At 41.1% G+C, this 15,630-nt stretch carries 10 protein-coding genes; 5 read left to right on the top strand and 5 right to left on the bottom strand.

Annotated elements, in window-relative coordinates:
* Positions 1-8 precede the first annotated feature (8 nt).
* The 3 genes from AAEY94_RS17280 to AAEY94_RS17270 form a co-directional block, all read right to left on the bottom strand.
* Positions 9-2,849, bottom strand: coding sequence for an immune inhibitor A domain-containing protein (locus AAEY94_RS17280; protein ID WP_101087459.1), 2,841 nt, complete (start codon positions 2,847-2,849; stop codon positions 9-11).
* Complete coding sequence (locus tag AAEY94_RS17275) at positions 2,849-3,166, bottom strand: hypothetical protein (protein ID WP_101087460.1); 318 nt, start codon at positions 3,164-3,166, stop codon at positions 2,849-2,851. Before AAEY94_RS17275 ends, AAEY94_RS17280 begins: the two co-directional genes overlap by 1 nt.
* A 207-nt stretch (positions 3,167-3,373) precedes the next feature.
* A complete protein-coding gene (locus AAEY94_RS17270; RefSeq protein WP_041412685.1) occupies positions 3,374-3,970 on the bottom strand; it encodes a YhgN family NAAT transporter in 597 nt (198 codons plus the stop codon).
* Between the two features lie 317 nt (positions 3,971-4,287).
* Between AAEY94_RS17270 and AAEY94_RS17265 the strand changes: the two genes are divergently transcribed.
* The 3 genes from AAEY94_RS17265 (at position 4,288) to hemN (ending at position 8,252) form a co-directional block, all read left to right on the top strand.
* Entirely contained in the window at positions 4,288-5,874 is a 1,587-nt protein-coding gene (locus AAEY94_RS17265) for a ZIP family metal transporter (protein ID WP_242445170.1), read from the top strand.
* Positions 5,875-5,929: 55 nt separating this feature from the next.
* Positions 5,930-6,679, top strand: a complete 750-nt coding sequence (locus tag AAEY94_RS17260; RefSeq protein WP_059745304.1) for an NRDE family protein — start codon at positions 5,930-5,932, stop codon at positions 6,677-6,679.
* A gap of 196 nt (positions 6,680-6,875) precedes the next feature.
* On the top strand, positions 6,876-8,252 hold the full coding sequence (gene hemN, locus AAEY94_RS17255; protein WP_101087462.1) for an oxygen-independent coproporphyrinogen III oxidase: 1,377 nt from the start codon (positions 6,876-6,878) through the stop codon (positions 8,250-8,252).
* 73 nt (positions 8,253-8,325) lie between these two features.
* Here the strand turns inward: hemN and add are convergent, their stop codons facing one another.
* On the bottom strand, positions 8,326-9,324 hold the full coding sequence (gene add, locus AAEY94_RS17250) for an adenosine deaminase (protein ID WP_101087463.1): 999 nt from the start codon (positions 9,322-9,324) through the stop codon (positions 8,326-8,328).
* A 216-nt stretch (positions 9,325-9,540) separates the two neighbouring features.
* On the opposite strand from add, the gene AAEY94_RS17245 reads away from it, so the two are divergent.
* Positions 9,541-11,346 carry a DUF885 domain-containing protein gene (locus AAEY94_RS17245; RefSeq protein ID WP_101087464.1) on the top strand — a complete coding sequence of 602 codons (1,806 nt, stop codon included), beginning with the start codon at positions 9,541-9,543 and terminating at the stop codon, positions 11,344-11,346.
* A gap of 65 nt (positions 11,347-11,411) precedes the next feature.
* Positions 11,412-12,386, top strand: coding sequence for an alpha/beta fold hydrolase (locus tag AAEY94_RS17240; protein ID WP_101087465.1), 975 nt, complete (start codon positions 11,412-11,414; stop codon positions 12,384-12,386).
* On the opposite strand, the gene AAEY94_RS17235 is transcribed toward AAEY94_RS17240, so the two are convergent.
* Positions 12,352-14,673 (bottom strand): putative bifunctional diguanylate cyclase/phosphodiesterase, encoded by a 2,322-nt coding sequence (locus AAEY94_RS17235; protein ID WP_242445171.1) that lies wholly within the window; start codon positions 14,671-14,673, stop codon positions 12,352-12,354. The two genes, AAEY94_RS17240 and AAEY94_RS17235, sit on opposite strands and share 35 nt — an antisense overlap.
* Positions 14,674-15,630 lie beyond the last annotated feature (957 nt).

Genomic DNA, 15,630 nt, shown 5'->3' with positions numbered 1-15,630 from the left:
ACGAGAGATTAAACTCGTTTGCGCTGATAGCCCAATAGACCGAGCATTAATACACTTAACCAACCCAAACTACCACCGCTACTATCTGTTGTGGTTGTGGTTGTGGTTGGGGTAGTCACTGCCACTATTGGCGACGATACTGTGATTGTTTGACTGGCTGTCGACTCGTTACCCTGAGAATCTGTGGTCTTTAAGGTAATAGTATAACTGCCAGCGGCTGTATAGGTATGACTTGGGTTTTGAGCGGTACTAGTATTGCTATCGCCAAAATTCCATTGATAAGTCAAGTTACCAAAACCTTGGCTGGAGGTGTTTGTCAGAGCCACAGTTAAGTTAGTCGGTAATAAAGTAAAAGCAGCTATTGGCAGAATAACCACTCGGACGACTTCAGTTGCTGTCACGGTATTACCCGCGCCATCGGTAACAATCACACTGACGTTATAATCACCCGATGTGGAATAAGTATAGCTAGGGGCAGTATCGGTACTGGTGGCATTATTCACGCCAAACGACCATGTATAAGTGTAATCAGTGCCGCCACTCACGACCACATTAAAACTAACATCTGCACCGGTTGCTTGTGCATTAATGTCGGCGACAAGTGTCACCGGTGGTAGCACGCTGCTGTCAGACAAAGCAAATTCAACGGTTGCAGTACTGCTGTCTGTTGCTTGCTCTGTGACTTGCATGGTTAGGCCTAACTCAGGCAATATCAGCCCAGCCTGTGGTTTTAGCGGCGCGCTGTAATCACGATTGTCGTCAAATAGCGGCTCGGCGGCTAAGTGGCTATCACCACTGTATGTACTTTGAGCAAATAAGCTAAATGCTGCATCGCGAATTTGCACATCAGTAGATTGACTGCCAATCAAATTTTGGTCTGCATCGACCACGCCAATTAACCCTTTCCCAGGATGTTCTGACACATTGTTATCGGTTTGATTAAAGTTTTCTAACCATAACAATACACCGGGTTCGTATTTGTCATAAACCAGCCCAGCGTCTACACCTTGGTGGCTGCGTAATTGCACAATGTAACGTCTCGCTTTACCAGCAAGACTGTCTTCAATTCGGCTAAAACCGGATAGCGTTGCAATGCCGCTTGATTCGGCGCCATCGATATAAAATGCCGTGCCTTGATTAGTTAATTGAATATCATCAATCGCCATACCATAATCACCAACGGCCTCATCGGTTTTATAGACCACACTGATTTGCACATCACGACCGGCATATGCACTCAAATCAAATATTAGATCAACCCAGGCATCGCTTCCATACGCGGTACCAATATCGCTCGATTTACCGCTAATAGAGTGTTTTACCGTAGGGTAAATTGAATTTGTACTATTTGTGTAGTTACCTTCTATAGCAACGCTATCAACCAACACCTGCACATAATCATAATCGTCTTCAATATCCCAATGGGCTTGAAATGATAATGCTAATGGCGTATCTAATGGTAAGGTCACATCAAAAGACATGGCATTATTGATCATATTACCCTGACCCGAATAATACTGATATTGACCCGTTAGTGGTGCTTTAAAAGCAACAGCCTCAGCGGGTAGTGCTATAGATAGCTGGTTTACGGCATCAGTATTGACGGCATGGTTAAGTTGCACAGCGGTACCGCTACTGGTTAAATCGGCCAGAGATATATGCTGCTCATTAACCCACTTACCCTTGTATTTTTGCTGTAAGAAAGATTTTGCATACGGGCTGAATCCACTTGGTTGAGCGCCAGCAATGCTACCCGTCCAGCTACCGCCAGACATCAACGACCAAGCACCTACAGGTGAACCATCACCACTATTAGTGGTGTCGTACTCATCTGGTAAGCCTAAGTCATGACCAAACTCGTGGGTGCATACTCCAGCCGCTGCATCGATTGGCTGCACGGTGTAACCGAATACCTTAAGGGAGCGACCAGGAATAATATAACCATTGGTATTTGAATCGACATAAAAACGATGCGACCAAATGGCATCCTCACCCAATACTCCACCACCAGCTTCTTCACCGATGCTTGAATGAAACAGCATCACGTGATCGATAATACCGTCTGCTTCATCATAATTACCGTCGCCATCGATATCGAAAGGGTCTTCAATATCATAGCTTTCAAGTTCAGTATCACTCATACCGCTTACTGCTTTGGTGACGGCTTCTTTTACTAGCTCGGGTACCGCATTATCATTGTCATCGGAGTCATTGCCACCATAATAAGCGGCATTATTGTCTGCGGTAACCCAGTCTTGTACTTGACCGGTAAAATAAAAACTATTGCCGGACACCGCCTGAAAATACTGATGTGCCGATTGCAGCGTTTGATTACTTGGGCCTGTAAAACCGGTTTTTGAAAATAGCAGTTGCTGATAATGTGATGCAGGATAACTGCTGTAATACATGTCAGTATCACCCACCTCAAGCTGGTTAGCATCGTGAGGTAAATCAGGAAAGTCCACCAGCACAGCTAACACCTTTACCGTTTTAGTAATATCTTGATCGGCTAAAACTTTGTTATTTGCTGCGGCATATTGAACACTTTTAGTGTTTTTTTGCGCTGAGCGTTTAATGCGTAATTGTTCCGCTTTCACTTCAATGGCAGCAGGTTTAAAAGTAGCATTTCGACCACGGCTTACAAAAGCATCTACAGCAGCTTGTTTTTCAGCTTCGCTGGCATCAACACTCACTTCGCCACGTTTAATTAACCAATACAATACTTGTTGTTCATTAATTAGCCCTGCATCTGCAGGTGTACCTGTTTGTGGAGCAGCAACAGCCATGCTGCTACATGCAAGCAATAAAGATGAAACGGCTAACCCTTGATATTTAGTCAACTTACTCATTACGACTTACCTGTATTTGGTGTTGGTTTATGGCATTTTTCAAATGCTTTTTGGCGTTTAGTTATATAATCAGCAACAATTTTATCTATTTGTGCTTGATCCATGTCCGCGGTGATGAGTCCTTTCTTGCGCAAATTTTCAGTTAATTTGGTGCGATCACGTAAAGGTGGCATCGCACTTGGACCACAATCTTTAATTAATGGTTTGGTTACCACTACAGTGGTTGCTTGTTCGTCTACCTTTGATGCTGCTGACTGATTTTGACACCCTTGCAAGGTCATAAAAACAAGCCCCAACATTACGATAATATATTTCATAATTCACCCCAAACAATAATTACATGACATTAACAGTTGCAACCACGGGGTTACAATTAAATTAGACATTCTTTAATGTAAATAAATCTATTCGATTAAAAATTAATACAAATGGCTATTAACCCAGCGCCTAAAAGCAGCAAGCCGACTCTGTTGAGTCGGCTTGCTGCAGTTACTTGGCACCATGTTTATCTATAACAATTTAGCTTAATTTACCGTGGAGTTGATATAATTTGATATTCCATCCAGTAACATTTGTACTGATATCATCACCAATACCATCCCCATGAGTCGCTCTACCGCGATTAAGCCTTTCTCACCAAGGATACGAGTAAACAACTTATAGAACATTAAAATAACGGCACTCATCCCCCATGCTGAGACCAACGCAATAGTCCAATCGGTCATGCGGCTGCTATCTGTGTGCGCCAATAGTATCAAGGCCGCTAGAATAGATGGACCAGCCATTAGCGGGATAGCCATCGGAACAATAAAAGGCTCTTCACCAGCGGCTAATCCAGCCACGCCCCCCGGCGAAGGAAAGATCATTTTAATCGCGATTAAGAACAAGATAATGCCGCCCGCAATGCTAACGGATTCAGAACGTAAGTTCAGAAAGTTAAGAATAGCTTCACCAGCATACAAAAACGACAACATGATAACCAACGCAAACAGCAGTTCGCGGATTAAGACTTTACGGCGTTTTTTGGGATCAATATGCCGCAATATGGAAGCGAATATAGGTAAATTACCCAGCGGATCCATAATCAGGAACAACATGACGGCTGCAGAAAAAATATCCATGGACAACAATCTTTTAATTAACAAAATATGGGCTACATTGTATACCCAACGCAGTAACATAAGCGATGAAAACAGCCAGTTTATTGATGATTACAAGGCGTTAGTTGTTAATAATAGTGAATAATGCCTCATCAGAAATAGCCACATACACTTACCAAAGTGATGACCTGAAAAAGGTTTTTGGCTTTAACGTCAATGACTAGATCTGCATTCTCTATAGGTTCTAAGTAAATTTTTCAGCTTGAGATATTCACACGCTACAATACTGGTTTAAAATGGTATACTGCGTTGTTTTTTTCGATTTATTTCTGGATAACATGCTCTATCTAATCGCTAGCTGTATTGCACTGCTGTTTGGGCCACTTTTTTATCGCTTCTTTTCATCAGGTAGCGGATTACAAAAAGGCCTAGATGGATTTATATTCGTCTCCCTTGGCGGATTGGTGCTCATTCATATTTTGCCAGAACTGTTGGAGCATGGTGGGTTTATCACGCTATTGTTTGTCATGCTTGGCGTTTGGGGCCCGACAGCCAGTGAAAAACTGTTTCATCGATATTCAGAAATCACCCACAACATCACCCTCACACTCGGCATTGGCGGACTATTACTACACACCATTACAGACGGTGGAGCGATGGTATTGGCACAACAAGAGGGTAATTCGACACTTCTAGCCTTAGGCGTGATCATGCACCGCCTACCTGTTGGCGTCGCTATTTGGTGGTTACTCAAACCTCAAGTCGGCACTCGATGGGCTAGCGCCGTTTTAGCTGCAATGATGGTATTAACCAGCGTCGGCTACTTTGCTGGCGAACATTTGTTAACTCAATTAAGTCTTGAAAACACGGTTTACTTGCAAGCCTTTGTTACCGGTTCTATTTTACACGTGGTATTACATCAACCTCATGGTCATCAACAAGAAGACAAGCAAGGTCAATATCAATACCAAGCAGGCATTGGCAGCCTATTAGGTTTAGGGTTATTAGCCCTACTGCTACTGATGGATACTGGTGGCCATGAACACGCTCATAAAGACCATGGTTCAGAGCAATTCGTTAGTTGGTTGCTGACTATTTCTCCTATTTTATTAGGCAGTTATTTTATCGCCACCGCTAGGTTTGCTGCTGGATTACGCCCATCTCATCCTTCCCTAGGGTTACGTTGGTTGCAGCGTCTAGCGGGTCCTGAAGCATTGTTAATTACCTTATTACTATTGGGCCCTTGGTTTGCGCTTTACCAAATATTGGGGCTATTAGCTATTGGGGCACTAATGACGCTGACAAAAGTTGATATAACAGATCCGCACCCAACACTTTCTGAGTCACCTTGGCGCTTTGGCTTTAGCCAATTAGTCGACCGAAGTGCCCCCTGGATTATCCTTAGCTTAGTATTAGCAAACCTAATAGGTCATCCCTCTGTTCCGCTTGAGAACCCCGCATTACAGGTATTTATTTTGCTATTAGTCTTTTTACCGATGCGTTTTTGTAATTTAGGCACGGTAATTTTGGCGCTTGCCTTGGCTTACAGTGGTTGGAGCCAAATTGCAGTGGCATTTACTTTACTCGCTGCGCCGGTACTCAGCATCGGCCAGTTGAAGTTAATGAATTGGAAACAAGGACTCATGTTAGGCGGGATTTTACTGGTAGGATTAATGGTGGCAGATCAACTCACTCTGAGCTCATCATTAACATTACAGTTACCTGAGGCGGCCAATATACTTGGTCTAGTGGCAATCGTTTTATTGTTTGGCGCCAGCTTATTGCGACTTGGACCTCGAAAATTTTTAAGCCGTTTGATGATCAACCTAAAATCAGCACCACATAGCCATGACCACGGCCATCATTCAGACACCAAAGCTGCACATCATCACGAGTCAGCTTCGACACATAAGCATCATCATTAATCATAATCGATTTATTAGGTTATGATGGCGGTGTCGATACTTTTAAGGGGCAGTCATGTGTATTTTATTTATTGCCGTTGAGGCGCATCCAGATTACCCCTTAATTGTCTGTGCTAACCGCGATGAATTTCATCACAGAGCAACCGAACCCGCCTATCGTTGGGCAACAACACCAATCATTATCGCTGGGCAAGATAAACAAGCCGGCGGTACTTGGTTAGGAATTAATGAACAGGGTCAATTTGCTGGGCTAACCAATATTCGAGCAATCGAACAGCAAGATGGCGTTCGCAGTCGTGGAGAGTTAGTCGTTGACGCGCTAACCAAACAACACATCAATAGCCAATGGTTAACTGAACACTCGATAAACTACAATCCGTTTAATTTAGTCTTCGAACAGCACAATCAACTCCATTGCTTTAACAGTAAAACCTTAACGACCACTTTGCTTAAGCCTGGTTTTCATGCTGTGAGTAACGGTGCGCTGGATGATATATGGCCTAAAATGGCTAAAGGTCAGCAACAGCTGCAAAGCTATATCAAACAAATGCAATCACCTTGCATAGACCAATTACTCAATATCATGCGCGATACTTCTCAACCCAAAGATCAAGATTTACCTCAAACAGGCATTAGTCTTGAGTGGGAACGGCGTCTATCATCTATTTTTATCGAACATGAGGAATACGGCACTCGTTCAACGAGCATTGTGTTGAAACACCGCAGCGGTAAAGTACAACTTACTGAAGTGAGATACGATGGTAAGGCGCGCAATTTAGGCTCTCAACGTTTTAACCTTGGCTAGAAACCAGCCTTACTTAAATAATCGCCAAACACAAACTGTGACCTGCTGCACAGTCTGGTCATTATTTCATATCAGCTATCGCTAAACCTCACTAATCACCATAGGCAACATTCATTTTTACAACCTAGATCAAGGTTATTTGATCACGAACATTGCATACTTCGCCTGTTGCTAATTTACTCCCGGAGGACACGCCTTGAAGCAGCCCACTCAGATTAGTTGGGATCAGTCGATGATCGAAAAGTACAATTACAGCGGTCCCCGTTATACTTCTTACCCGACCGCACTAGAGTTTGACGATGCCTTTACTGAGCAAAATCTACTGACATCTATTAAAAACAGTAAGTCAGACAAACTGTCGCTATATGTGCATATTCCTTTTTGCGCCAAGCTTTGCTACTACTGTGGTTGTAATAAAATTATTACTCGCCATGCTCATAAAGCAGATCAATACATTGAATATCTGGCCACTGAAATTATTAAACGCGCCCCATTATTCAAAAATTATACCGTAACCCAAATGCATTGGGGTGGCGGAACACCGACATTTTTAAGCCCTGAACAAATTCTTAAACTGACCGCACTAATTAAACAACACTTTAATTTTGCTGACGTGGGTGAATACTCAATTGAAGTTGACCCGCGAGAGATAGAACTCAGCATGTTAGACACTTTAAAAGAAGCTGGGTTTAACCGGGTGTCTATTGGTGTTCAAGACTTTAATAAAGAAGTACAAATTGCCGTTAACCGTGAGCAAGATGAACAATTTATTTTCGACTTAATTGCCAGAGCTAAAGAACTCGGTTTCGTGTCCACTAACGTTGATTTAATTTACGGTTTACCGCTGCAAACGCCAGAAACCTTTGCAAAAACCATTGCACGCATTATTGAGCTATCGCCTGATCGTCTATCTGTCTTTAACTATGCACATTTACCATCGCGTTTTGCTGCACAACGTAAAATTAAAGAACATGATATGCCTGCTCCACAACAGAAATTAGATATGCTTCGCCAAACGATAGAATCGTTAACAGATGCGGGTTATCAATTTATTGGTATGGACCATTTTGCCAAACCCAATGATGAGTTGGCAAAGTTACAAAATGCCGGCAAATTACATCGTAATTTCCAAGGGTACACCACCCAAGAAGAATGTGACTTGCTTGGGTTAGGGGTATCATCTATCAGCCAAATTGGCGACTGCTATGCCCAAAATCAAAAAGATATTCGTCCATACTACGAATCTATTGATGCTAATGGTCATGCATTATGGAAAGGCTGTAGCTTAAATCACGATGATGAAATTCGTCGCGCGGTCATTAAACAGATTATCTGTCATTTTGATTTAGACATGGATAAAATTGAACAAAAGTTTGCTATTAACTTTGATGAATATTTTGCTGAAGATCTAAAACTGTTGCGAACATTCATTAATGATAAATTGGTTGATATCACAGACCGCAAACTTACCGTTAGCACGACCGGTCGTCTACTTATTCGAAATATCTGTATGTGCTTTGATGTATATTATCGTCAAAAAGCTCGTCAGCAACAGTTTTCAAGGGTTATTTAACTCACTATTTATGCAAAGTAGAATACAAAAATAGCCAGTATTTGCTGGCTATTTTTTTACTCACATTCGCCATTTACTTCGCTTTTTTAGCGTATAACGCTTTGCGGTCACTGTCAGACATAAAGGCCATTTCAACCCCATTACGTTGCAATGTCGCCAGTTGACTATCACTGAAACCCATTTCAGATTTAACCACACGATATTCATGAGCGATATCAATAGCACTCACTCCTGGGTCATCGGTATTAAGACCAATTAATACACCAGCATCCATAAATTTACGCAGTGGATGAACATCGTAATCTTGAACGGTAGACGTATGTAAGTTGCTAGTTGGACATGATTCAATACCAATACGATGCTTGGCCAAATACTCCATCAACTTCGGATCATGAATCGCATTCACGCCATGCCCAATTCGGGTTGCACCCAGTACGTTAATGGCTTGCCACATACTTTCAGCACCCGCGGCTTCACCAGCATGGGCGGTAACTTGTAGCCCTGCATCTCGAACACGCTTAAAGTGCTCAGTAAACAAATCGCCTGGGAAACCAAGTTCATCGCCGGCTAAGTCCATCGCCACAATGCTGTCACGATGAGCAAGTATGCCTTCAAGTTCTAAGCGGCATTTCTCTTGTCCAAAAGAACGCGACATAATACCAATGAGGTTAACGCTAATATCCTGCTCTTTTACACCAGCACGTACACCATCGATAACGGCTTCAACGACACCTTCAATGGGCAGATTATGATTCATCGCCATGTAATAAGGGCTAAAGCGCAATTCAGCGTAATCTAACCCTTGCGATGCTGCATCAATAACATTTTCATAAGCAACACGCTTTACAGCATCTAGATCAGCTAATACCGCGACCATCCAATCTAGTTTCTTCAAAAAATCGACTAGGTTGTTCTCTTTCCCTTGGATTTGCACAAATGGCGCAAGCTCTTCTAGCGAATTAGCGGGTAACTGAATACCGTGTTGGTGGCCTAATTCCCAAATAGTTTTTACATTAACATTACCGTCTAAATGTCGATGCAAATCAACCAACGGAATGGTTTTATCTATCATAATTAACCCCTATAAACTTACCCTGCCATTAGTTTAATTTTGTCGGTCAGAGAATCGTATTCAGTTTAACATGTATTTATACAAATTCTGATGGCCAATGTTTTTTTCTGGAATCTACCACACTAAAAAGCAAACGCTAATTTGGAATGTGTTTTTTATACTTAAATCGGGCATACTCTAATGCTAACAAACAGATTAAACCATAAAGGACTATAGATGCGCTTGCTGATCCTACCTGCACTGATAATGTTAAGTTTATTGGGTTGTAGTAGCCATTCAACCACGACTCAGGTTGATACCCCAATCACTGGCCAACAAACGCAGATAGATAGAGATTTACAAGCGATTATAGACCAGAGTTGGGCGGTTAATTTAGCTTACTCACCGGAGTTAGCCGCCAGTTTAGGAGATGCATCAGTAGCTGCAAAGCTTGACGATTTATCTGCAGAAACATTAGCAGAAAAGAACCAACAGACGCTCAAAATTCTCCATACACTTAAGCAGCTTGACCGGAAAAACTTATCCAAATCAGATGTCATCAATGCTAAGATTTTACAAGACCAGCTACAAAACGAAGTCGACATGTATCGGTTTCATGACCACTATTTACCGATAACAGCTGAAAGTGGTTTTCATGCTTATATTGCGTCTATTGCTAAAGCTCGCTTCAATAGTATTGAAGATTATCAGCACTATTTAGCTAAACTTAAGCAATTACCACGCTATTTCGCCCAACAAACATATTGGCTCAAACAAGGCTTAGCCAGCGGTATTACCCCAGCAAAAATCACCCTGAATGGGTTCGAAGACAGTATTAGCGCGTTTATTGTTCCGGTTGAGAGCAGCGGCTACTTTACTCCGTTTACCCACTATCCTGACCATTTTAGCGCAGCAGAAAAAAATATGCTGACCCAGCAAGGTAGAACAATCGTAGAACAAATCGTGCTTCCTCTGTACCAACAGTTTTATGATTTCATGACTCAAGAATATATTCCCAACGCACGAATAGACATCGCGGCCTCGGCTTTACCAGATGGCGCTACGTTTTATCAAAACAGAGTTGAGTATTACACCACGCTGCCAATGACAGCTGAACAAGTCCATCAACTTGGATTACAAGAAGTTGCTCGTATAAGATCAGAAATGGAGCAGGTAATTAAAGATGTTGGCTTTAAAGGCAGTTTTGCTGATTTTTTAATGTTTTTACGCACGGATCCACAGTTTTATCCTAAAACCGCTGATGAGTTACTTAAAGAAGCAGCATTTATTGCCAAAAAAGCAGATGCCATGTTGCCTAAGTATTTCGGCAAATTACCGCGCACACCTTATGGTATTGCACCGGTACCTGCTGAAATTGCGCCTAAATACACCACAGGGCGCTACTCGGGTTCAAACCGTGACGACGAGCCTGGCTATTATTGGGTAAATACCTACGCCTTAGACAAGCGACCACTCTATGAGCTTGAAGCTCTAACCCTACACGAAGCAGTACCAGGGCACCATTTACAAATATCACTCAATAAAGAACTCACTAACTTACCTAATTTTAGACGTTACAGTTACATCTCTGCATTTGGTGAGGGTTGGGGCTTATATTCAGAATATTTAGGCGTAGAAGCTGGGTTTTATCAAGACCCATACAGTAACTTTGGCCGGCTAACCTATGAGATGTGGCGTGCGGCGCGTTTAGTCGTCGACACCGGCATGCATGCTAAAGGTTGGAGCCGCCAACAAGCGATAGATTTTATGGCCGGTAATACTGCACTTTCAATGCACAACGTTACCACTGAAATAGATCGCTATATTTCCTGGCCTGGCCAAGCGTTGTCATACAAAATTGGTGAATTAACCATAAAACGGTTACGGGCTAAGGCTGAAAAGGCATTAGGAAAAAACTTTGATATCCGAAAGTTTCATGATGCCATTTTAGAAAATGGTTCTATCCCAATGTCGGTATTAGAACAAATGGTTGATGAGTTTATTGCTAGCCAAAAGGCGATAATAAAACAAGAAAGTACCTGATAATCAGACAGATAAATACATCGAACACACAATACTTTAGATATAAATGAGCTGGCTTAATAACTATGCATTACATGAAATTTTCATCAGAACTAAAGCTCGATACCAGTGAGCAACGACACTTTTGGCAACAAGTACACCAATCGAGTTTCTGTACTGATGACGGTATAAATATTGCCTATGCGATGATCCAACATCCAAACAATCAGCGCGCAATCGTGATAAGCAATGGCAGAGTTGAATCCTATATAAAATATCAAGAATTGATGTTTGATTTATACCAACAAGGATTTAGCGTTTACGCTTTAGATCATCGAGGACAAGGGTTATCAGACCGGCTGACACACAATCCACATCAAGGTTATGTTGCTAGCTTTACTGATTATACCGAAGACTTAACTCAATTTATTAATCAGATAGTACGCCAACAACAGCATGATGAGCTATTTATCATCGCTCACTCAATGGGATGCACCATTGCCAGCGATTACATTAATCAACACCCAAATACGTTTACGGCAGCAATCTTCTCCGCTCCAATGTTTGGTATTCGATTACCGTTTACAAAACCCATCATTCGGTGGCTAGCACAAAAGCTTGATAATAATCGTCTGGAAGCAAATAAAGTACACAGTACATTTGTAATAGGGGGAACTCATTACAAACCAGACAGCTTTAAACGCAACCGACTCACTCATAGCCAACAACGCTATAAGCACTATCGCAACATCTTTGAAGAAACCACTAAAGCACAGTTAGGCTCACCGACTAACCATTGGTTACTAGAGGCAATGGATGCAGCGGAGAAATGCATCGACTACGCTAAGCACAGCCAAACTCCGATACTAATTTTGCAAGCTGAAAGAGACACTATTGTCTGCAATGAGGCGCAAAACTTATCACTAAGTACTCATTGCCATAAAGTCATTATTGAAGGCGCATATCACGAAGTGTTCATCGAAAAAGATAACATGCGTAATATCGCCCTATCTCATACCATTGACTTTATTGCACAACACTCAAAGATAACTGTGTCTTAATTAATTGAATAATGTCGTCATGTGCTAATGGGCGGCTGATAATATAGCCTTGAAACCAAGTACATTTTGCATGGGTCAGTAAATTGAGTTGCTGCTTATTTTCGACTTGTTTAGCCACTACAGGGAAGTTTAACTTAGTGGCAAACTCAACAATGGCATTCACTATGTTAAAGGTTTCAGGGTTATATTCGATGTCCTCAATATAAACAGCTGCTAACTTCACTTGTGAAAAACGAATACCTTGTAATAAATGGACCGCGCAAGAACCTCCACCAAAATTATCCATCGCAATGTTGACACCAAATCGTTGTAACTCAGCTATTTTGTTTCTGGCAACATTAGCGTTCACCACGAATACATCTTCAGATAATTCGAACTGAAACAATGTAGGAGAGACATGTGCTGCATTGATTCGGTTCATCACTACGTTTACAAAATGATCTTGATGAAAGTGACGTGAAGATACATTTAATGACATTAAAGGAACTGTCGCATTTGCCTGTTGCAGTGTTTGAATAAGTTCACAGACTTGATCTAATGCCCACAGCTCTAATTCAAAGATACAATCAGACAGTTCAGCTGACGCAATAAACTTACGCGGGCTAATATATCCGTACTGTGGGTGATACCAACGCATTAGTACTTCAATGCTATTGAGCTGCCCGGCCTGATCAACAACGGGTTGATAAACCAATGACATCTGCTTGTTCTGGATAGCCAGTTTCAACTCGTTTTGTAATTTGAATGGTTGCACTTGATTCTGGTCTAATTCCGGTTGATAAATAGCGCAACCATTAGAGCGACTATCTTTTGCTTGCTCCAGAGCGCTATCTGCACGGGCCAATAATATTTGAGGTTCTAATGACTCAATACCATCAAAAACAACTAATCCGATCCGAGCTGAAATTGATAAGTTTTGATCTGAAATGGTGTAACCGCGGCCAATTAACTGCCTCACTTCACTTGCCAATGCTAATGCACGTTTACTTGCTTGATCAATTTCATTACCAAAATTTTTGGCTAGAATAACGAACTCGTCCGCGCCAAGTCGAGCAACCAAACCAGCACTAGAAAATGTGCCAGATAAGCGTGCTGCTATCTGCATTAATAATCTATCACCAAGTTGATGACCCAAAGCATCATTAATTAATTTAAAATTATCTAAATTAATCATAAGCAGTGCAGAAAACTGACCAGTCTTGCGGCTAAGAACCTGTAAATCATAGAGCTGATCGGCTAATACATCACGATTAATTAAATCCGTAAGACCACTATGACCCTGTTTATCGGTTGTAATATGTTGGCTTTTTACATCACCAGAAACATCTGTTATTGTGCCGATAATTCGTAATGGCCGTCCTAATTCATCCCACTCAACTATTTTGCCACGATCTAGAATCCAAATATATCGGCCATCTTTATGACGTAAACGATGCACACTTTCATAATATTCATGTTGATTACTGATGTAATTCTGTAAGGTATTTAATACCTGCGCCTTATCATCACGATGTAAACGCGACTCCCAAACAGAATAATCATTATCGAGCTCATAAGGTTGATAACCTAGGATATCTTTCCAACGATCAGAAACAAACACATCGCCAGTAGCAATACACCAATCCCAAATACCATTACGAGCACCCTCAACCACAAAAAGCCAACGTTGCTCTGCATCATTGAGGCGTTTTTTACTGCGAGATAACCGGCCATTAACCTGATTCAAATAATCGCGTAAGTTAACTAGTTCGGTCGATGTGCACACGATATCAGTATTGAAATCAGGAGAGTCGAGGTTTTTAGCGGCTTGGCTTAATTGAGTTAACGGTCTAATCAGTAAATAATGCAACATGACACAGAATAAAGACAACAATAGAGCACCAATCCCCCATATCTCTATAAAGCGCTTTAACAGACTATCAACCGCTTCTGATAAAATATTGGCAATGTCATATTCTAGATAAATAAGCTCTACAGAATTTGAATAACTATAACGAGAATTAGCATTAAGAGGATAGTAAGCCTGAATCGATAAACGGTCCAAATTCACCTTTAAATAAGGTTTATTATTGGTGATAACAATTCTATGTAAATCAACAGAATAACCTTCTAGCACGTTAGTGGCATTACTTTCTCGCCAAATAATATGATTAGCGAATTGAATTTCACTACTCGAATCAAGTATCACATACACCATCATGTTTTGATCTGTTGAAACTAAAGCAACCTCCTGCTCTATTCGTTCTAAATCATGCGTCAACAGCGATGATTCAACGACATGCCGCATTCGAAATAAATCTTTCTGTATTTGCTCTGACTGTCTTAATGCAAGCTGATCATTTAGCTCTGCATGCTCATAGAAATACTCCCCACATACCAAGCCAAGGTAAAGGATAAAGATACATGCAGGAACAAGTAGAGACAGAGAAAGTTTTGGCAACCGAGGCAAAATAGACCCACCCAATTAAATATATGAAGATATGCTAGCGGTAATCTTATCAATAAGTAAAGAAATAGTTATGAATCCTAATAGCATATACGACATAAAAACTTTTTATTTATTAAACACTTTAAATAGATCTACACACTTTAACTTGTTTAACGGATAAGTGTTATTTTATTTACACAGATGAAGTATGGCACACAGCTCAAACCACTAGCATATTATCAATAAGGTTAAAGTGGTAGGAATATACAGCAGACGAAATCAACTTATGTTAACAATAGATTATATCAATTTTCAGATACCGAAATTTGGTTTCAAGATTAATAATTGCTCGCAAAAAAACAATAAAGCCTTATACCTACTACATATCATGTAAAAAATGATGATATCTTCCACAATATTTTACATTGTCACCATGAATTAGCAGTAATGACTCTGGTGAAAAAAATTTGCATCTTGTTTACTGAAGTAAATATTGTTATAGACCTGCATGTCAGTAAATGGCAGAAGTAAAAATACCTGATTATCACGCCAGGTCACGACTCTTTCAAGTCAATTAGGCGCCTGGAAATGACCTACTCTTGATTATCCCCGAAGGGGACGCATGGGTATATCGTTTGCATTATGATGGATGCTATCAATCACCATACCCTCAAATTTTGAACACAAAAAACCCGCTACATCATAGCGGGCTGTTTCGCGACTCTCTCAAATCAATTAAGCGCCTGGAAATGACCTACTCTTTTATCCCCGAAGGGGACGCATGGGCATATTCGACAAACTGCTGTCATGTTTTGG

This window comes from Shewanella sp. AC34-MNA-CIBAN-0136 (genome assembly GCF_040309945.1).
Lineage (GTDB): Bacteria > Pseudomonadota > Gammaproteobacteria > Enterobacterales > Shewanellaceae > Shewanella.
The sequence above is the reverse complement of the archived record's forward strand: the minus strand, read 5'-3'. Positions and strand labels throughout refer to the sequence as shown.